General features: G+C 70.9%; 10 protein-coding genes and 1 pseudogene. 4 read left to right on the plus strand and 7 right to left on the minus strand.

Annotation, left to right across the window (positions count from 1 at the left end; translation table 11 throughout):
* Both PUR71_RS33095 and pulA read right to left on the minus strand, forming a co-directional pair.
* On the minus strand, positions 1 to 2,034 hold a 2,034-nt coding region (locus PUR71_RS33095; protein ID WP_329930904.1), incomplete at its 3' end, for a M4 family metallopeptidase.
* 617 nt (positions 2,035 to 2,651) lie between these two features.
* A complete protein-coding gene (gene pulA, locus PUR71_RS33100) occupies positions 2,652 to 8,195 on the minus strand; it encodes a pullulanase-type alpha-1,6-glucosidase (RefSeq protein ID WP_329930905.1) in 5,544 nt (1,847 codons plus the stop codon).
* Positions 8,196 to 8,522: 327 nt separating this feature from the next.
* Between pulA and PUR71_RS33105 the strand changes: the two genes are divergently transcribed.
* On the plus strand, positions 8,523 to 9,485 hold the full coding sequence (locus PUR71_RS33105; protein WP_329930906.1) for a phosphatase PAP2 family protein: 963 nt from the start codon (positions 8,523 to 8,525) through the stop codon (positions 9,483 to 9,485).
* 49 nt (positions 9,486 to 9,534) lie between these two features.
* Here PUR71_RS33105 and PUR71_RS33110 read toward each other — a convergent pair whose 3' ends face one another.
* A complete protein-coding gene (locus PUR71_RS33110; RefSeq protein ID WP_329930907.1) occupies positions 9,535 to 12,576 on the minus strand; it encodes a bifunctional [glutamine synthetase] adenylyltransferase/[glutamine synthetase]-adenylyl-L-tyrosine phosphorylase in 3,042 nt (1,013 codons plus the stop codon).
* A 113-nt stretch (positions 12,577 to 12,689) separates the two neighbouring features.
* Positions 12,690 to 13,931 (minus strand): glycosyltransferase, encoded by a 1,242-nt coding sequence (locus PUR71_RS33115; RefSeq protein WP_329930908.1) that lies wholly within the window; start codon positions 13,929 to 13,931, stop codon positions 12,690 to 12,692.
* Positions 13,932 to 14,252: 321 nt separating this feature from the next.
* Between PUR71_RS33115 and PUR71_RS33120 the strand changes: the two genes are divergently transcribed.
* Positions 14,253 to 15,050, plus strand: coding sequence for a beta-glucanase (locus tag PUR71_RS33120; RefSeq protein ID WP_329930909.1), 798 nt, complete (start codon positions 14,253 to 14,255; stop codon positions 15,048 to 15,050).
* A gap of 29 nt (positions 15,051 to 15,079) precedes the next feature.
* On the opposite strand, the gene PUR71_RS33125 is transcribed toward PUR71_RS33120, so the two are convergent.
* On the minus strand, positions 15,080 to 15,796 hold the full coding sequence (locus PUR71_RS33125; protein ID WP_329930910.1) for a class E sortase: 717 nt from the start codon (positions 15,794 to 15,796) through the stop codon (positions 15,080 to 15,082).
* A gap of 180 nt (positions 15,797 to 15,976) precedes the next feature.
* A pseudogene (locus PUR71_RS41390) lies at positions 15,977 to 16,066 on the minus strand (glutamine synthetase); the annotation flags it as partial.
* A 302-nt stretch (positions 16,067 to 16,368) separates the two neighbouring features.
* On the opposite strand from PUR71_RS41390, the gene PUR71_RS33130 reads away from it, so the two are divergent.
* Both PUR71_RS33130 and PUR71_RS33135 read left to right on the plus strand, forming a co-directional pair.
* Positions 16,369 to 16,779: a hypothetical protein gene (locus tag PUR71_RS33130; RefSeq protein ID WP_329930911.1), complete on the plus strand. Its 411-nt coding sequence runs from the start codon at positions 16,369 to 16,371 to the stop codon at positions 16,777 to 16,779.
* Positions 16,780 to 17,247: 468 nt separating this feature from the next.
* Complete coding sequence (locus PUR71_RS33135) at positions 17,248 to 18,186, plus strand: HNH endonuclease (protein WP_329930912.1); 939 nt, start codon at positions 17,248 to 17,250, stop codon at positions 18,184 to 18,186.
* A gap of 167 nt (positions 18,187 to 18,353) precedes the next feature.
* Here the strand turns inward: PUR71_RS33135 and PUR71_RS33140 are convergent, their stop codons facing one another.
* A complete protein-coding gene (locus PUR71_RS33140) occupies positions 18,354 to 18,884 on the minus strand; it encodes a hypothetical protein (RefSeq protein WP_329930913.1) in 531 nt (176 codons plus the stop codon).
* Positions 18,885 to 19,238: the final 354 nt, after the last annotated feature.

Genomic DNA, 19,238 nt, shown 5'->3' on the forward strand with positions numbered 1-19,238 from the left:
CGTCGAGCCGTAGCCGTCCAGCCACGCCTTCCAGCTGCCGCCGTGCGCCGCCTGCGACGCGCTGTTGTCGACCACGCCGCTCGACGCCGTCCACGGCGACGCCGAGCCCGTCTCGAAGCCCGCGTTGCCCAGCAGCTGCGTGGGCGTGCAGCCGCCGCCACCGCCGGAGACGGACCAGGAGAAGCTGGTCGTCGCGGTCTTGCCGCCCGCGTCGGTGACCGTGACGGTCGTGTTGTAGGTGCCCGCGGTGGAGGCCGTGCCGGAGATCAGCCCGGTCGAGGAGTTGATCGACAGGCCGGTGGGCAGGCCGGTGGCGGAGTACGACAGCGGCGCGGTGCCGCCGGAGGCCTGGATCTGCAGGTTCACCGAGCCGTTCAGCGCGGTGGACTGGCTGCCCGGGTTGGTGACGCTGACGCCGCCCGGGTTCGGCGGCACCTGACCGACGTTGACGCCCGCCCACGCGAGGCCGACCTGGTAGACCTCGTTGCTGTTCGCGCCGTAGAGGTCGGTGGCCGCGCTGACCGTCGCCGTGCGGGCGGCGGCGTAGTCGGTGGTCGAGGTCATGTACGCGGTGAGCGCCTTGTACCAGATCTGCTTGGCCTTGTCCCGGCCGATGCCCGCGACGGTGACGTTGTTGGCCGTCGGGCTGTTGTAGTTGAACCCGTTGATGCTCTTCGCGCCGCTGCCCTCGGACAGCAGGTAGAAGAAGTGGTTCGCGACGCCGGACGAGTAGTGGACGTCCAGGTTGCCGACGCCCGAGTACCACGAGTCCGCCGAGGAGCCGTCCTTGGAGGGCTTGTCCATGTAGCGCAGCGGGGTGCCGTTGCCGTTGATGTCGAGCTGGATGCCGATGAAGTAGTTCGGCGGCGTGGAGGCCAGGTTGGCGTTCCACTCGACCATCTTGCCCATGATGTCGGAGGTGGCCTCGTTGAGGCCGCCGGACTCACCGGAGTAGTTGAGGTTGGCGGTGGCGGCGGTGACGCCGTGCGTCATCTCGTGGCCGGCCACGTCGAGCGCGGTGAGCGGGTGGGTGTTGCCGGAGCCGTCCCCGTAGGTCATGCAGAAGCAGGAGTCGTCCCAGAACGCGTTCACGTAGTTGCTGTCGTAGTGGACGCGGCTGTACGCGCCGACACCGTCGTTGCGGATGCCGTTGCGGTTGAAGGCGCTCTTGTAGAAGTCCCAGGTCGCGGCGACGCCGTACTGGGCGTCCACGGCGGCGGACTCGCCGTTGCTGGCGCTGCCGTTGCCCCACGTGTCGGTGGACTTGGCGTACAGCGTGCCGTTGCCGGACGTGCCGTTGCTCATGTTGGTCGTGTACTGGCCGCCGCGGGTGGTGTCCTTGAGCTGGTACTGCCCACCGCTCTGGGTGGTGGTGAGCGGCACGGTGCCGACGTACACGCCGGTGCCGGTGCCGGTCTCGATGGTCTCGTTCTTGGCGAGCACCTCGCCGGTCGCCGCGTCGGTGACGACGTGCAGGCGGCTCGGGGTGCCGTCGTCGCCCTTGCCGGTGACGACGGTCTCGTACGCGAGCCGCGGGGTGCCCTTGGCGGCGAAGACCACCAGGCGCGGGGCGGCCTCCAGCGCGGCGCCCGACTCGGCGGCCAGCGCGCTCTCCTGGGCCTTCGGCGCGGCGAGCGCGGGGGTGGTCGCCAGGCCCGCCAGGACGGCTTCGCTGGCCTTGGTCACGCCCTTGGTGGCGCCGGCGGCGCTCTGGTGGACGACCAGGTCGCCGCCGAGGACCGGGAGGCCGGCGTAGGTGCGCTCGTACCGCAGGTGACGGTCGCCGTTCGCGTCCTGGACGGCGTCCTTGGCGACGAGCTTCTCCTGGCTGCTCAGCCCGATGCTCTGGGCGAGGCTCGCGGCCTGCTGGTTCGCCGACGAGAGGAGCTCCGCACGGGCGGAGAGCTGCTGGGCGACGGCGGTCGGCGCGTCGGGGGCGGCGGCCTGCGCGATGACCGGGATGCCGGTCACCAGCAGCGCGGTGGTGGCGGCCAGGACGACCGCCGCCTTCCGGGCGTGGGCGTAGCGGGACATGCGGACTCCTTTACCGACCGGCGCGGGTGTGCGCACGGTGGAGGGCGACCTGGGCCGCAGGGTTGCGGCGCAGTGGGGGCCCCCGGCGGCGGTGTGCGCCAGGGGTGCAGCGGTGCTCACAGAGTCAGGTGCAGAGGGGTGCGGGTGTTGCGGTGCGTGCAAAGGTGCGTGCAAAGGTGCGCACGGGGAACTTCGCCGCGAAGAGGGAGAGTTGGGGGTCCCTCGTCCGTGGCAGGGGGAATCGTGGCAGCAAACGAGCCACTAATGACAGATGCATGCCACGGTTTGGCCGATTCGAGTCCGCACCGGGCAACCGCCGGGCGCTCCAACCGTGTTACAGGTAAAGACACTTACAACAACGGTTTTCATGAGCTCCAAGTGGTTCGGGCCCCACGCACCGGCATTGACCAGCGCTCAGGTCGCCGTCCGGACGCGCGGCCGGGGAGCAGCGTCCGCGAGGCCCGGCACGTCACCTTTCCGGCCGTGCCACCGCACGGTTCCGGCCATTTCGAGCGACCGCGGGAACGAACCCACGGCGAGCCCGGAACCGGGCCCGAACGCAGCCGGGCCCGGCACCGCCACAACGGCGGTACCGGACCCGGGAGTCGGAGGATTCGTCAGCCCTGGACGAACACCGCCACGGTGCGGCCGGGCACGGTGAACGTGCCGGTCGCAGCGTCGAAGCCGGACTGCTTGACCACCGGGTCCGCGCCGCCCGCCTGGACGGGGTGCAGCGCCTGGGGCGTCCCCTTCAGGGCGGCGACCGTCTGGTTCTGCGCGGTCGGAGTGGCGTTGAAGACCACGGTGACGCCCTTCTCCGCGCCGGCCAGGCCGGTGCCGTCCAGGTGCAGCGTGATCACCCCGGGCGTCTCGCCGGCGGTGCCGGAGAGCGGGTAGGAGAGCCGCTGCTGGACGTCGGCGAGGGTCGGCAGGGAGAACAGCGGCGACGACTGCTTGATCCGCAGGAAGTCCTGGAACTGCGCCGTGGTCGCCCGGATGTCGTCCGCGCCGACGGTCAACTTCGGGTTGGCCAGGAGCGATTGCGCGGTCGGCCAGAGCTCCTTGTTGTCGGCGGCCATCGGCAGGCCCCGGCCCCAGCCGTTGCCGTCCGAAGCCCCCGTCGATGGATCGGGCCAGTGGATGGCGTTGAACCAGTCGCCCGAGTTGTAGGAGTTCGAGTCGAGCGACTTGGAGCGCAGCAGGTCGCTTCCCGCCTGGGCGAAGCCCGCGCCCTGGGTGAGCGCGGTGAGCGAGAGCCCGAGCGCCTGCATCCGCGCCCGGTCGGCGGAGGCGGTGCCGGCGGGCAGCTTGTAGGCGAGGGCGTCGAAGAGGTCGGTGTTGTCGTGGGCGTCCACGTACTCCACCGCCTCGCCCGGCCTGCTCGCGTACCCGGTCGGGGCCCCGTTGTAGTCGACCTGGGCGCCGGTGACGGCCTTGCCGGAGCTGTCGGTGAAGGAGTAGCCGGCCAGGTTGCCGGTCAGTCCGACCTTCAGCTGGTCCATCTCGTGGAGGAGCCGGGCCTTCTGCTGGTCGGGGGTGCCGTTGGCGGGCGAGCCGTTCGGATCGGTGTACAGCCCCGAGGCGAAGCCCTGCTGCGGCGCGGAGCCGAGCATGAAGTTGCCGCCGCGGGCGGCGTCGCGCATCCGGTCGTCGAAGGTCGCGATGCCGGTGCCGGCCATGTGCGCCTGGGTGGCCTGGACGAAGCGGGCGTCGTTGGCGACGGTGCCGAAGTTCCAGCCCTCGCCGTACAGGAAGACGTTCTTGCCGTCGACGCCGTCGGAGTCCGGCGTCATCTTCCGCAGCGCGGCCTGCACGTCGAGCATGGTGGACTTCGGGTCGAGGCCCATCAGGTCGAAGCGGAAGCCGTCGACGCGGTACTCGCGCGCCCACAGCGTGACCGAGTCGACGACGAGCCGGTTCATCATGGCGTGCTCGGGCGCCGTGTCCGAGCAGCAACTGTCCGTCGTCACCTTGCCGTTGGCGTCCAGGCGCTGGTAGTAGCCGGGCACCACCTCGTCCAGCACCGAATTGTCGTCCTGGCCGCTGGCGGCGGTGTGGTTGAAGACGACGTCCAGCACGACGCGCAGCCCGGCCGCGTGCATGGCCTGCACCATCTGCCGGAACTGCACCGTGCGGGCCGTGCCGGTGGAGTCCGTCGCGTACGTGCCCTCCGGCACGTTGTAGTGCAGCGGGTCGTAGCCCCAGTTGTACGCGTCGTCCGCGGCGACGGCGGCCACGCACTCCTGCTGCTTCGGGCCGTCCGGCGGAAGCGACTTGAGGTCGCAGGGCGGCAGCTTCTGGCCGGCCTTGTCCTTCGGGACGGAGGCGTTGTCGAAGGTCGGCAGCAGGTGGATCGTGGTCACGCCGGCCTTGGCGAGGTCCCGAAGGTGCTGCATCCCGGCCGAGTTCGACTCGGTGAACGCCAGGTAGGTGCCGCGCTCGGCGGCGGGGACGGTGCTGTCCTCCACCGAGAAGTCACGGACGTGCAGTTCCTGGATCCGCTGCTTCGCCGGTGGCACGGCCGCCGGGACGTTCTGCTCCTCCCAACCGGCGGGCTTGAGCTCCTTGGCGTCGAGGTCCGCCACCAGGCTGCGCCTGGAGTCGGCGGACAGCGCGACCGAGTACGGGTCGGTGACGGCGTTGACGACGGTCCGCTGCACCGAGGGCGCCCAGACCTTCACCTGGTACACGTAGTACTTGCCGTCCAACTCGGCCTTGTCGCGGACGACTTCCCACACACCGGTCTCGTCGTCCAGCTTCATCGGCAGCGTCTTCGGGGTGCCCCCGGTGGCGCTGTCGAAGACCTGGACGGACACGTCCTGTGCGGTCGGCGCCCACACGGACAGCGCGACCTTGCCGTGGTAATAGGCCGGGCCGAAGTCCACCCGGCCGGTCTTCCCGGCGTACAGGTCGTCCAGCACGCCGGGGATCTGCACCCCGGTCGCGGCCAACGCGGCGCCGCTCGGCAGGTGTTCGGTGAACAGCAGCTGGCTGCGCAGCGCGGCGGGCACGCGCGCGGCGTCCCGGGCGTCCACGGTGAAGGCCCGGTAGCCCGCCAGGTGGGGGAACCTGGCCTTCTGCGCGTCGGTCAGCCCGCCCTGGACGGGGGTGAGCCGGATCCACCGGCCCGGCTTGGTCAGCACGCCCTTGTCGGCGCGGATGCCGCCCGCGGGGTCGTAGACGAGCTGCGCGCTGGTGCCGCCGGCGAGCGCCGCGTCGGCCGCGCCGTAGTTCGCGGGGACGACGACGGTCTTCGCGTCGATCCACTGCGCCTTGGCGGTGCCGGGGTCCACCTGCGAGGAGGCGGCGGCGTTCTGCGGCAGCAGGTAGCCCTCGCGGCCGCCGAGGATCCACACCTCTCGGCCGTTGACCGCGAAGTCCAGCGACTGGTCGCCCGGCAGGTCCTTGTCGTTGCCGTTGTGGAGGATGTAGCTGAGGCTGGTCGCCCCGGGGGCGAGCGGCACCTCGAAGACGTCACCGAAGGCGTCGCGGCGCACCGGCATCAGCGGCTTGCCCCAGTCGGTGGGGTTCGCGGCGCCGGTCCAGTCGTGCAGGCCCCAGCCGTCGTAGTCGCCGTCGGCCCGGTTGTAGTGGATGATCGCGGTGCCGGCCGGCGGGGTGCTCGTCGGGCCGGGGTCGGTGGTCCGCACGGTCGGGTCGCCCTGCTTGACCCAGACCTCGCCGGTGCTGCCGACGTCGACGTGCCGGTCGGTGTCGACGTCCTTGACGCCGTCCTTCTCGACGATGAACCCGACGTCCGAGGCGCCCGGCTTGAGCCGCACGTACGCGAAGGCGCCGTAGGCGTCCCGGCCGGTGAAACCGTGCCCGGCCGGCCACTGGGTCGACTCGCCGTCCGCGAGGTCGCCCCAGGCGTAGAGGTTCCAGCCGTCGTAGTTCCCGTCCGGCCGGTTGTAGTGCACGACGGCGTACGGACGCTCGGTGGCCGTGGGCACCGGCGCGGGCGCCGGGGTGCCGGTGGTGAAGCTCGCGGCGGCGGACCGTAGGTGGCCGCTGCTGTCCTGCACGACGGCCTTGTAGCGCACCACCGTCCCGGGCGCCGCGGCGCCGAGGTCCTGGGTGACGGCGAAGAGCCTTCGGCCGTCACCGCCGGACTTCCCGGTGTCAGCGGTGCCGAGCGTCTGCCAGGGCCCGTTGCCGACCTGCGCGGCGAACGTCACGCGGTCGAAGCCGCCGCCGTCCGTCTTCGCCCCGATCGTCACGAGCCCGGTGGACCCGTCCGCGGGCGGCTGCACCGAGATCTGCGGCGCGGCGGCGACCGGCGCGAGCTTGGCGCCCGCCTTGTAGACGACGGACGACAACGCCGGGACGGTGACGGTCACCTTGCGGTCGGCGCCGCTGGTCAGCCGCTCCCCCGCCGACGGGTAGAGGCGGTCGAAGCCCGTCCCGGCGGAGAAGGTGTCCAGCGTGACGGTCTTCGCCTCGGTGGCGTTGTTGACCGCCACCAGGTACTCGACCTGCTGCCCGGCGTCGATCCGGGAGAACGCGTACACGCCCGCGCCGTCGGCGGCGTACCGCTCGATCTGGGCGCCGTCGGCGAGCGCCGGGTTGTCGCGGCGCAGCTTGGCGAGGCCGGCGATGCCCTGGTAGAGCTCGCCGCCCTGCCCGTAGCGGTCGGCCGGCCCGGAGGGGCCGCCGAGGACGCGGTCGGCGTTGTAGGAGGCCGTCTGCGAGGCGAACATGTCCTGCCGGGCGTCCTTGTCGCCGCCCGCGCCGGTGAAGCCCTGCTCGTCGCCGTAGTAGACGACGGGCTGCCCGCGGGTGAGGAACTGCAGTTCGTCGCCGAGCCGGTCCTTCTTCAGCAGGGTGGCGTCGTCGGCGCCGGGGTTGTCGGCGAGCAGGAAGGAGCCGAAGCGGCCCATGTCGTGGTTGCCGAGGAAGGTCGGCAGCTCGTACGCGTCGGTGTCGGCGCTGGTGTAGCGGTAGTCCTGCCCGTAGACGTCGGCGAGGTTCTTCGCCGAGCCGCCCTGCGAGACGTACGCACGCGCGGCGCCCTGGAACGGGAAGTCGAGCGTGGCCTGGAGCTTGCCCTTGGTGACGTACGGCGAGGTGACCGCCGGGTCGCCGGAGTACACCTCGCCGAACATGAAGAACTTCTTGTTGCCCTGCTTGGCGGCGAAGTCCTTGAGCGCCGGCGCCCACTGCTGCCAGAAGGCCATGTTGACGTGCTTGACGGTGTCGATCCGGAAGCCGTCCACGCCGGCGTCCTCGACCCACTGCTCGTAGACCTTCTCGAAGCCCTTCACCACGCGGGGGTTCTGGGTGTCGAGGTCGTCGAGCCCGCTGAAGTCGCCCTCGGTGGCGGACTCGCCGACGAAGGTCGAGTCGCCGCGGTTGTGGTAGAGCGCCGGGTCGTTGAGCCAGGACGGGCTCTTGGCGGTCGCGTCGGTGGGCGTGCGCAGGACCGGGGTGTAGGGGAAGGAGTCCTTGGTGATCTTCGGCCAGGGGGCTCCCGCGTCGGCGACCGCGGTCTCGTCGACCGGGTTGCCGTCCGCGTCGAGCGTCGGGTAGGCACCGGTCGAGCGGTAGGCGTGCTGCTGCTCCGCGTGGTCGATGACGTCGGCGGTGTGGTTGGTGATGACGTCGAAGAAGACCTTGATGCCGCGGGCGTGCGCCTTGGCTATCAGCTCCTTCAGCTGGTCGTTGGTGCCGAAGTGCGGGTCGACCTGGGTGAAGTCGGTGATCCAGTAGCCGTGGTAGCCGGCCGACGCGTCGGCGCCGGTGCCCTGCACGGGCTTGTTCTTGAAGATCGGCGCCATCCAGATCGCGGTGGTGCCGAGGTTCTGGATGTAGTCGAGCTTCTGGATCAGGCCGGCCAGGTCGCCGCCGTGGTAGAAGCCCTTGTCGGCGGGGTCGAAACCGTTGTCCAGCCGCCCGCCGGTGATGCCTCCGGTGTCGTTGGCCCGGTCGCCGTCGGCGAACCGGTCGGGCAGGACGAAGTAGTACTGCTCGCGGGTGAGGTCGTGCCGCCCGGCGGTGGCCGCCAGCGCGGCGTCCGACGGCGGGGCGGGCGGGGCGGCGGCGAGGGCCGCCGGGGCGCCGCCGAGGGTGGCGGCGGTGAGTGCGGAGGCGAGCAGGACGGCCGTGCGGCCGGGTCTGCGTCGTGGGGTGCTCCGCCGGGGGCTGAGCGGCGTATCGGCCACTGAGGGCTCCCTTAGGGGAAGGGGCGGTCGAGTTCCCTGGAAGCTAGCGGCCTGCAATATGTTTCAGCAAGATACAGAAACGGTTTCGTGGCAGGAAACTCCAGCAGCGCGCGGGCCCGGAGGCCCGGCGGCCACCCCGATTACGCGCCCCGCGCCGGTCAGCGTGACAATGGGACGTATGCCCGTCCCACCGGTAAGCACCAGACCCGACCTCACTCCCTACCCCGGTGGGAGCAGCCCCCTAGCCCTCAAGGGGGACAGCCGGTGAAGAATCCACTTCCAGAGGATGAGCGGACGGCTACGGGACGTCTGGCAGACTTCTCGTCCATGGGGGAACCGACCGAGATCCAGCAAGCCGGCGCGCGGCGCGCCGACCAGGCGCACGGTGGTGGTTCCGGAGCACGCCCGACCCCGTCCGGCGGCCCCGACGGAGCCACCCGTGCCGCCCGCACCCGCACCGCGGCCCTGCGCGAGCGCGTGCGCGACCAGCGCCGCTCCCCGGCCCGGCCGCGGATCTGGTTCGAGCTGGCCCTGATCGGCATCAGCTACTGGCTGTACTCCCTCGTCCGGAACGCCGTTCCGGAGCAGGAGGCGATAGCCCAGAAGCACGCCCGCTGGATCTGGGACCTGGAGCAGAACCTCGGCGTCGCGGTCGAGCGCTCGATCAACCACGCCATGGACAGCGTCGGCTGGCTCATCACGGGGATGAACTACTACTACGCCACGCTGCACTTCATCATCACGATCGGCGTGCTGGTCTGGCTCTACCGCAGCCACCCCGGCCGCTACGTCGCCGCCCGCACGGTGCTCTTCGTCACCACCGGGATCGCCCTCGTCGGCTTCTACTTCTTCCCGCTGGCCCCGCCGCGGCTGATGACCGACGGCGGCTTCATCGACACGGTGAAGACCCACGGCACCTGGGGCTCGTTCGCCTCCGGGCCCGCGGCACACGTCTCCAACCTGTACGCGGCGATGCCCTCGATGCACATCGGCTGGTCGATGTGGTGCGGCCTGGCGATCTTCTTCCTGGCCCGCCGGACGTGGGTCCGGGTGCTCGGCCTGATGTACCCGCTGGCCACGCTGGTGGTCATCATCTCGACCGCCAACCACTTCTGGATGGACGCCGTCGGCGGCGAGATCTGCCTGACGGTGGGCTTCCTCGCCGCCCGCTGGCTCTACCACGACTGGGTCTACAAGCTGCCGAAGGTGCCCGCCCGGGAGACGGCGGAGGAGCCGATCACCGTCCCCGAGCAGTGGAGCGAGCCGGCCGTCAGCACCGGCCGCCGCTAGACCGAACCGGAAGGGGCCCCGCACGCGGGGCCCCTTCCGCGTTTCCGGCTCAGCCGTAGAACAGGCGCTCCACGACCGCCCGGGCCCGCCGGGTCGTCCGCCGGTAGTCGTCCACCAGCTCCCCGCTGTGCCCCGCGCCGTACCCGAGGTAGCGCGCCACCCCGGACAGCTCCCTGGCCTCCCCCGGGAAGCTGTCCCCCGGCCGCCCGCGCACCAGCATCACCGCCGCGCGCACCCGGGAGGCCAGGACCCAGGCCGCGTCCAGCACGGCCGCGTCCTCCTCGCCGATCAGCCCGGCCCCGGCCGCCGCGGCCAGCGCCGCGCGGGTCCGCGTGGTGCGCAGCCCCGGCAGCTCGTGCCCGTGCCGGAGCTGGAACAGCTGGACGGTCCACTCGACGTCCGCCAGGCCGCCGCGGCCGATCTTGGTGTGCGTGGTCGGGTCGGCGCCGCGCGGCAGCCGCTCCGCCTCGATCCGGGCCTTGATCCGCCGGATCTCCAGGAGGTCCCGCTCCGGCACCCCGCTGCCGGGGTAGCGCAGCGGGTCGATCAGCCGGCGAAACCGCGCGCCGAGCTCCTCGTCCCCGGCCACCGGCTCGGCGCGCAGCAGCGCCTGGCTCTCCCACGCGTGCGACCACCGGCGGTAGTACGCCGCGTACGAGGCGAGGGTGCGCACCAGCGGGCCGCTGCGCCCCTCGGGCCGCAGGTCGGCGTCGACCAGCAGCGCGGGCTCGGTGGACGGCGCCCCGAGCAGCGTGCGCAGCTCGTTGCAGATGGCCTGGGCGGCCCTGGCGGCGTCCTGGTCCAGCGAGCCGAGCAGGGGCTCGTGGACGAAGAGCACGTCCGCGTCCGAGCCGTAGCCCAGCTCGTGGCCGCCGAAGCGGCCCATCGCGATGACGGCGATCCGGGTGGGCAGGTCCCCGTGCTCGGCCTCCCAGCCGGCGACGCAGGCCCGCAGCGCACCCTGCAGAGTGGCGGCGTTGATCGCGGTGAGCGCCTCGCCCGCGCTGTCCAGGGCCTCGGCCGGGTCGTCGCCGAGGCGGCCGAGGACGTCCGCGGCGGCCGTGCGGAACAGCTCCCGGCGGCGCACCGAACGGGCGGCGGCGACGGCCGCGGCGGTGCTCCCGGCGCGGCCGACGGCGGCCAGCACCTCCTGCTCCAGGCCGGCCCGGCGGCGCGGTTCCAGGCCCTGCGGGTCGCCCAGCATGGCCACCGCCTCGGGCGCGCGCAGCAGCAGGTCGGGGGCGAGCCGCCCGGCCGACAGCACCCGGGCCAGGTGCTCGGCGGCGGCGCTCTCGTCGCGCAGCAGGCGCAGGTACCAGGGGGTGCGGCCGAGCGCGTCGGAGACCTGGCGGAAGTTGAGCAGCCCGGCGTCCGGGTCGGCCGAGTCGGCGAACCAGCCGAGCATCACCGGCAACAGCGTGCGCTGGATCGCCGCCTTGCGGCTGACCCCGGAGGCCAGCGCGGTGAGGTGGCGCAGCGCGGCGGCCGGATCGGCGTAGCCGAGCGCCTCCAGCCGGGCCCGCGCCGCGTCCGGGGTCAACCCGGCCGCGCCCGGCGGCAGTTCGGCGACGGCGTCGAGCAGCGGCCGGTAGAACAGCTTCTCGTGCAGCCGCCGGACCTCGACGGCGTGCCGCTTCCACTCGCGCTGCAGCGCGGCGACCGGGTCGGTCCTGGTGTCGCCGTTGATCAGCCCGGCGAGCGAGCGGGCCAGCCGGCGCAGGTCCCCCTCGCCGGTCGGCATCAGGTGGGTGCGGCGCAGCCGGTGCAACTGGATGCGGTGCTCCAGCGAGCGCAGGAAGCGGTAGGCGGTGTCCAGCGAGGCGGCGTCGGCCCGGCCGACGTACCCGCCGCGGGAGAGCGCGGCCAGCGCCTCCAGGGTGTTGCCGCTGCGCAGCGCCGGGTCGGTGCGGCCGTGCACGAGCTGGAGCAGTTGGACGGAGAACTCGATGTCGCGCAGCCCGCCCGGGCCGAGCTTGAGCTGGCGGTCGACCTCGGTCACGGGGATGGAGTCGACCACCCGGCGGCGCATCTGCTGCACGTCGGCGACGAAGTTCTCCCGGGTGGCGGCCTGCCACACCATCGGGGCGAGCGCGTCCACGTACGCGGCGCCGAGCTCGGCGTCGCCGGCCACCGGGCGGGCCTTGAGCAGCGCCTGGAACTCCCAGGTCTTGGCCCAGCGCTGGTAGTACGCGACGTGGCTGGCCAGGGTGCGCACCAGCGGGCCGTTGCGGCCCTCGGGGCGGAGGTTGGCGTCCACCGGCCAGATGGTGCCCTCACCGGTGGTGTCCGAGCAGAGCCGGGTGAGCGCGGCGGCGAGCCGGGTGGCGGCCTTGAGGGCATCGTGCTCGTCGACGGTCCCCTGCCCGTCGACGCGGTCACGCGGCTCGGCGACGAAGATGACGTCCACGTCGGACACGTAGTTGAGCTCGCGCCCGCCGCACTTGCCCATGCCGATCACGGCGAGCCGGCAGGCCGCGGCGGCCTGCGGGTCCTGCTCGGCGGCGAGGTCGAGGGCGGTCTGCAGGGTGGCGCCGGCGAGGTCGGCGAGTTCGGCGGCGGTCTGGGCGAGGTCGGTGGTGCCGGAGAGGTCACGGGCGGCGATCGCGAGCAGGCAGCGGCGGTAGGCGACGCGCAGCGCGTCGGCCGGGGTGCGCGCCCCGGCCGTCCGGACGCCCTCGGCGAGGGCCCGCCGGAAGTCCTCCGGGCCGGGGTGCATGTCGCGCAGCTCGAAGGTGACCAGGGCGTGCCAGTCGTGCGGGTGCCGGGCGAGGTGGTCGCCGAGCGCGGTGGAGGCGCCGAGGACGCCGAGCAGGCGGTCGCGCAGCGGCTTGGAGGTGGTCAGGGTGTCGCGCAGGGTGTGCCGGTCGGCCTCGTCGGCGGCCTCCAGCAGGCGGGCGAGGCCCAGCAGGGCGAGGTCCGGGTCGGCGGTGGCCCCGAGCGCGTCCAGCAGGACGGGATCGTCGGCCAGGCCCTCCAGAGCGGGATCCGCCAGCAGCCGGACCGCCCGCGCGGGATCGGTGAACCCGCGCCGCACCAGCCGGATCTCCGGCCGGCTGACCCGGCTCCCGGCCCGCTGCTCCTCCACCGCCATCGCCCTCCCGCCACACCAAGGGGCCCACGCGGATCACGCGGTCCTGGACCTACCTTCCCAGGAGCCGGTCCGCCCGCGCCACGGAAACCGTGGCGCGGGCGGATGCCACGGCGTCAGGCCCGCTCGGGCATCCGGTTCACGAAGTGCCACAGCAGCGCCGAGAGCAGGACCGAACCGGCCGCGGCCTCGCCCGCCAGATGCAGGGACTCCAGGTGGAACAGGCTGCCGGAGGACACCCCGATCAGGCCCGCGCCGACACCCATAAGTGTCAGCACGAGCCGCCGCCGTTCCGACATCCGGGTGATTGTGACCCGGCGCCCTTGGCGGCCGGTCCAGGAGGTCAGATGCCGGCCCAACACCCATTCCCGGAACATCACCCAAAGGGATACGACCGTCCCCATGGTGCCCACGACCAGATACGCCGGATAACAGGCGATCGTGCGCCGGATCCCGATTTGCAGAGCAGCCGTTCCGAACGTCAGTGCCACCATCGCCAGGAACCACAGGCCCATCCACCGGAATGTGTCGAAATGGGTGAACCTGGTAGCCAGCTGATAAAGCAGGGAGAGGTATCCGGAGGCCATCAGGGCGCTGTCCACGAGCATCGCGCCGAACACCCGGGTGAATCCCCAGTTGCGGAAGAACAGACCACGGTGCTTGTACAGCGCCTGGGCCCAGCCCGCCGCCCACCGGTGGGTCTGCGCCCAGTAGACGGACCAGGTGCCCGGGTCGCGCACGCACACGTACGCGCCGGGCACGAATCCCGCCTTCCGCCCCGCGCGGTTCATCTTGAGCGCCAGTTCGACGTCCTCGCAGAGGCTGTCGGTGGACCACCCGCCGACCGCCCGGACCGCCTCCGTGCGATACACGCCCGCACAGCCGGACAGCACGGCGACCCAGCCGTGCCAGGACTCGACCGTCCGGGACATCCGGTGGGCCGCGGCCCACTCGATCACCCGCGAACGCTGGAACACGCCCTTGACGGCGTGCGGCGTGACGGACATGCAGACGCCGCCGTAGTCCTTGGCGCGCATCCGCTCCAGGCACGTCTCCAGCGCCCGGTCGGAGGCGAAGTAGCCGTCCGCGTCGAGCAGGGCCACGAACTCGGTGGCCACCTCCGCGAGCGCGAGGTTGAGCGACTCCGGCTTGCTCCTTCGGTCGACCTCCAGCACGTCGGCGCCGCACCGCCGGGCGATCGCCACCGTGTCGTCGGTACAGGAGTCCGCGATGACCAGCACGGTGCGCGGAGCCACCGTCTGGCCGAAGGCCGACCTCACCGCGTCCGCGATGAAGTCGGCCTCGTTGTGTGCCGGAATCAGCACGGTCAGGGATTCGGTCACCGCCGGGCGAACCACTTCACGGCCGCACCGATCGCAGCGGCGGCACCACCGGTCGCCAACAGCGCCAGCGAGGCGACACCGGTGTGGGCGAGTCCGTACATAGTTGTTCCTCACTGACTGGTCCGACTTGCCATCCGGTGAATTCATGCGGAATTCGAAGGAATTCGTGAGCACCGGGCCACCGGCACAAACCCGAATGGTTTCTATCACGAACCGGTCGAGCCGGGCCGGTAACACACCAATACGGGACTCGCCAGTCGACGGGTCCGCACGGAATTCATCCGTGCGGCTCCACCTGCGGCGCGGACGGGGTGCCCGGCGAGGATTGTGGGCGGCATGGCTATCCGACTGCTTCTGGCGACCGCGGTGACGGCCGTCGCGACACTGACCACGGCCCCCGCCGGGGCCGCACCCGTCGCTCCGCCGCCGGGGGACACCACCGTCCTGCTGGAGCGGTTCGACGCTCTGGACCTGGGACCGGGCCGGCGATGGGGGTCGCAGACCGCCGCGTACACCAACTGCACCGACAATCCCAACAGCTGGAAGAGCGACCGGCTGACCCCCGACGCACTGAGCACGGCCTCCGGGCACCTGACCGTCACCGCCACCCACCGCGCCGACGGCAACTGGGACACCGGCCTGCTGACCACCGGAGACTCGTGCGACTCCGGGGGCACCGGGTTCCAGGTGCGCACCGGCGACCTGGTGGTGGTGCACGTACGGCTGCCCGCCGCGGACACCGGCGCCTGGCCCTGCCTGTGGACGTGGCGCGACGGCGGCGACGAGGTGGACCTGTTCGAGTGGTACGCCGATCACCCGGACCGGATCGAGTTCGTCAACCACGTCCGCTCGGGCAGCACCGTCTACTCCGGCCCGGACATCGGGCCCGAGCGCTGGGCGTACGTGGCCGTCAGGCTCGGTGCCGACAACGACACCTGGTACGTCGGACCGTCCCGGGACCGGCTGACCCCGGTGTGGTCCGACGGGACCGGCGTCGGACCGGACTTCTCCGCCTACCTGATCCTCAACCTCTCGATCGGCGACGGGACGTTCCACGCGCCGCCGTCCCGCACCGACCCGGTCACCATGGAGGTCGACCTGCTCAGCGTCGACCGCCCCGGGCGGCATCCCTGACCGTCGGGGGCGGGCGGGCGGGCCGCCGCTCAGCGCAGCTCCGCCGGCGGCACCCGCCCGGGCGCCATCGCCTCCTCCCGGACCAGGCTCCCCCAGACCACCAGTCGGTAGAGCGAGGTGTACGCCGGCGTACACGTCGTCAGCGTGATGTAACGCCCCGGCTCGTGGTACGGCGAGCCGACCGGGACGGGCGCGATCACGCCCACGTCGTCCGGCGAGGTCTCCGGCAGCACGCCGTCGACCCGGTAGACGTACCAGCGGTCCCTGGTCTCGACCACCAGGGCATCACCCGGACCCACCCGGTCCAGGTCGTGGAACTTCGCGCCGTGGCCGTCCCGGTGCGCCGCGAGCGCGAAGTTCCCCGCGCCCTCCCACGGCGGCACCGAACCGTACGGCGTGGTGTACATGCCGGCGACGCCCTCCGCCAGCGTCCCGTCGTCCGTCCCGGGCCTGATCAGCACCTGGTTGTCCCGGCCCATGGCGGGCACGTGCAGGAAGCCGAGGGCGCCCCGGTCCAGCCCGGCGACCGGTGCCGGGGACTCCGCGGCCGGTGTCGGCGGCGCTGCCGGGACGGCGGCCGACCAGCTGTCACGCAGCCGTCCGGCAGCCCGGTCCGCCTCCCGGTCCGACACCACGTTGCTCCACCAGAGCGAGTACACCGCGAGGAGGACCACCAGCAGGCCGAACGTGACCAGCGCATCCCCGACGCCTCCGGCGACCACCTTCACCACACGCCCCTGCGCCATCCCGGCTCCCCTCGCCAACGGCCCGCCGGCCGCCACTTCAGCGCCCCGTTCCGCCGGGCCGCAAGCCGACACACGGCGGGGCACCGCTCGTACGCCGAACGCAGTAACGCCGCAGGCCGAACGCGAGGAGGTCCGCCCGGCGACCATCGCCGGGCGGACCCCCTCGGAAGCGGGCAGGCCCTACAGCACCTGGAGGTTCTTGCGCAGCTCGAACGGGGTGACCTCGGAGCGGTACTCCTCCCACTCCTGGCGCTTGTTGCGCAGGAACTGGTGTCGCCCCAGGACTGGATCAATGAACAGACGCGGACCGGCCGAGGAGCGGTCGTTACTGGGTGTTGTTGGCCACCGTTGACTACCCCCGGACGGCCCCCAGACGGCCCGGAAGAGTCGCAGCGACGCGTCCGCCAGGCGGGCTCAGTCCACGCCACACTACGCCCCACCACTCGTCGGACATCGCCGCGCAGCCCTACACCATGCTGGCCCTTCGGGAGGCGTCATCAACCGTTCTCGGTTGGCGGACTACAGAGTCTCGCGATCCTGGGCCCACCTAATGGGCCATAAGGAGGGTGCTGATGTCGGTACATGTTTGCTACAGCACGGTTGACGCAATCGAAGGGCGCGTCAACAGTTACGGAGGAGCGATCATCATTAAGAATTCGCTTGTTCGAGCCCTTGAGGGCAAGGAACGCTTGAGGATGGCCCGCCTGAGGCAGGTGTTCTACATGCTGGGTGCCCGTGGGCTGGACTGCTACCCCCGCGTCCCCGTCGTCTCCAACGAGTGGTGGAGCTTCCTGGTCTATCGCCGTGACCTGCTTACGGTCGACCTCGCGGCTGTGGCGAACGATGCGAAGATCACGGCGGCCGTCGAATGCGTGCTTAAGGCGCGAAGTAACGCCCCTTGGGCCCACACCACGCCCAGCAAGGTGGATCTTCGCTCTGCTGTCAGGACGCTTGGAGAGAAGAGGCTGGCCCAATCGGCATGAGGGGCAAACCGCGACGGGTTAGGTATCCCAGCTCTTGTCAGGCCCCGCCGAAGTAGTCGGCCGGCCCTACCCCCGCTCGTGGACGCCGCGAGGGCCGAAGATCCATGTCTCCGGCTCTCTACTCGCCGCCAGGACAGCAAGAATCGAGCCTGCGCCCCCTTGACCCCCAGGCGCATCCGCAGACGCAGAACGGGGTCAGCCGGTCAGGCCACGCCAAGCGGCCGGATCAGCCGTTACCGATCCCGCTCCGTGCACCAGAGTCCCAACCCGTTGATGTCGACCGTCGATGTCAGCCCCCAGGGCCGACACAAGGGCCATGCTGACCTCACGACTCAACCTGATGAGTCGTCATACTTGCTCTGCTTACGGCCTATCTCACCAAGACCGACTGTCCGAGACTCCCTGTACGTTGATCGAAGGGCCCTGAACAGGAGCGGTCAGGGCGGGATCAGATGACTGAGGAGTCAGATGACGGCGTGGCTGATGTACCAGGGCGACGACCCCAAGCGTGTGGGGGGTGGCTACGACGACTACAGCGCTAGCCACTACAGCTGGGACGAGCGGGTACCGAACGCCGAGAAAGTAAAGGTCGGAGACGAGATCGTCCTGTGGAACGGACAGACCCTCCTGGGCATGTCCGTGATCGAGAGCATCGAGGTGGGCAGCGGGACGAAGGATCTCAGCACTTGTCCCACCTGCGGGAAGGCCGACATCGCCGAGCGTAAGACGATGACGCCGAAGTACCGTTGCTGGAACCAGGAATGCAAGGTCGAGTTCGCCGAGCCAACGGTGGAGACCGTCCCGGTGGCCACCTACCGCAGCCGCTACGAGCCTGGTTGGGTCGACCTCCGCGGCATCGTCAGCGGCGCGGAGCTACGCGCGCTCTGCGTCATGCCCAAGTCCCAGAACGCGCTGCGTGAGTTGCGGTGGGAGGACTTCCGCAAGCGCGTCGAGACCGGCAAGAACTCCACTCCGCTGGACATCATCGACAGCACGCGAGAGATCATCGTCGGCGGCCACACCAAGACCACCGTCCGAGTCCGTAAGGGACAGCCGGCCTTCCGCGCCGCGCTTCTCGACCAGTTTGGCGAAGTCTGCGCCTTCACCGGCCCCATGCCGGCCTTCGTACTGGAGGCGGCTCATCTCTACAGCTACGCGGCGAACGGCAAACACCACCCCGATGGCGGCCTTCTTCTCCGCCGCGACGTTCACCGGCTCTTCGACCTTGGACAAATCGCCATCGACCCGCACAGCCTGACCCTCGACGTCTCCCCGAGGGCGCGTGCCTACGCCGACTACGACAAGCTCCACGGACAGGCGATGACCGTCGCGCTGACCAACGCGCACCGTAAGTGGATCACTAAGCACTGGAGCATGCATAGGAATGGAGCGGACAGTACAAGCTGAAGGACACCTTCGGGCACGTCAGCGGACTAGCCGCCTTACCCTCAAATCGCGCCGGAACCTGTTTCCGCAGGTCGGGGCTTGCGGCCGACACGCTACGACGCTCGCCCGATCTCCTGCGTGCGGTCCCGCCCTGGTCCCGCAGGTCGCACAACCAGGACGCCTCCGAGTCAGGACCCGCCGCCCCAGCGCGCCGGGTCAACCCCCTTGCGTCGCAGAAACGACTGCATAGCCGGGGACACTGGCAAGTCCAGAGTGAAGTCACTGCCGTACAGCAGCTCCAGCCGGAACCAGACGTCGTCGATCTGGTTCCGGCCGCGCTCGAACGGGTGCAGCCAGATCCACCGAAGCTCGTTCTCCCCTGGATGGAAGCCAACGGCTCCACATGCGACTGGTGACTGCATCATCACCCGCTCGGCATTGATCAGGTAGACCTCCTGGCCGCCAGGCGCCTTGGCGCTGTACGGCGGACAGTCGAATCGCAGCTCCAGCCTGAATGCGTGGCCAAAACGCTCGGCTACTCTGCGCAGCCGGCCGTCGCCACCGGCCCGGATCAGCCGCCCACCAAGCACGTCCCCACTCGCAACGTACGGCAGAGGCACCATCTCGATCGCATACTTAGCTCGCCAGCCATTCGAACCCTGCCAGTACTGACGCAGTTCCTCGCGCCGGCTGTTAAGTTCGTCAGGGTGCATCGTCATGGCCTAACACTAGAGGAGCCTGGACACCTCTGTGGCCTCGTTGCGAAGGATCCGGTACGGGCCAGGCCGGGAGCGATCAGCTGTCCATAGCGGGCCGTCATGTAGCTTTTACCGGTGCCGATGATCGCAGATGTCGGGTCCTTGGACGCCCCCGGAGGCACCCGGCGACGCGACCGCCAGGCGTCCACACCTACCAAACTCGGATGTCGCTGCATGCCAGGCCACTCGCCGGGGAGCGACACCACTCACAGGCTGCGACACAGGTACCTGAGGCCAGAGTGCCTCGGGAACTAGCCCCCTACTGCAGCCGTCTTGGCACCCAGTTAGCACGGACAGGCTGGGAGCTGGTCAAAA

The organism is Streptomyces sp. SP17BM10, from assembly GCF_036322405.1.
Classification (GTDB): domain Bacteria; phylum Actinomycetota; class Actinomycetes; order Streptomycetales; family Streptomycetaceae; genus Kitasatospora.

Excerpts from the sequence above, each read along its gene's own strand:
- PUR71_RS33120 (WP_329930909.1), top strand. The coding sequence starts at position 14,253 with ATGGCTATCCGACTGCTTCTGGCGACCGCGGTGACGGCCGTCGCGACA.
- PUR71_RS33135 (WP_329930912.1), top strand. The coding sequence starts at position 17,248 with ATGACGGCGTGGCTGATGTACCAGGGCGACGACCCCAAGCGTGTGGGG.
- PUR71_RS33110 (WP_329930907.1), bottom strand. The coding sequence starts at position 12,576 with ATGGCGGTGGAGGAGCAGCGGGCCGGGAGCCGGGTCAGCCGGCCGGAG.
- PUR71_RS33105 (WP_329930906.1), top strand. The coding sequence starts at position 8,523 with ATGGGGGAACCGACCGAGATCCAGCAAGCCGGCGCGCGGCGCGCCGAC.
- PUR71_RS33130 (WP_329930911.1), top strand. The coding sequence starts at position 16,369 with ATGTCGGTACATGTTTGCTACAGCACGGTTGACGCAATCGAAGGGCGC.
- PUR71_RS33125 (WP_329930910.1), bottom strand. The coding sequence starts at position 15,796 with ATGGCGCAGGGGCGTGTGGTGAAGGTGGTCGCCGGAGGCGTCGGGGAT.
- PUR71_RS33140 (WP_329930913.1), bottom strand. The coding sequence starts at position 18,884 with ATGACGATGCACCCTGACGAACTTAACAGCCGGCGCGAGGAACTGCGT.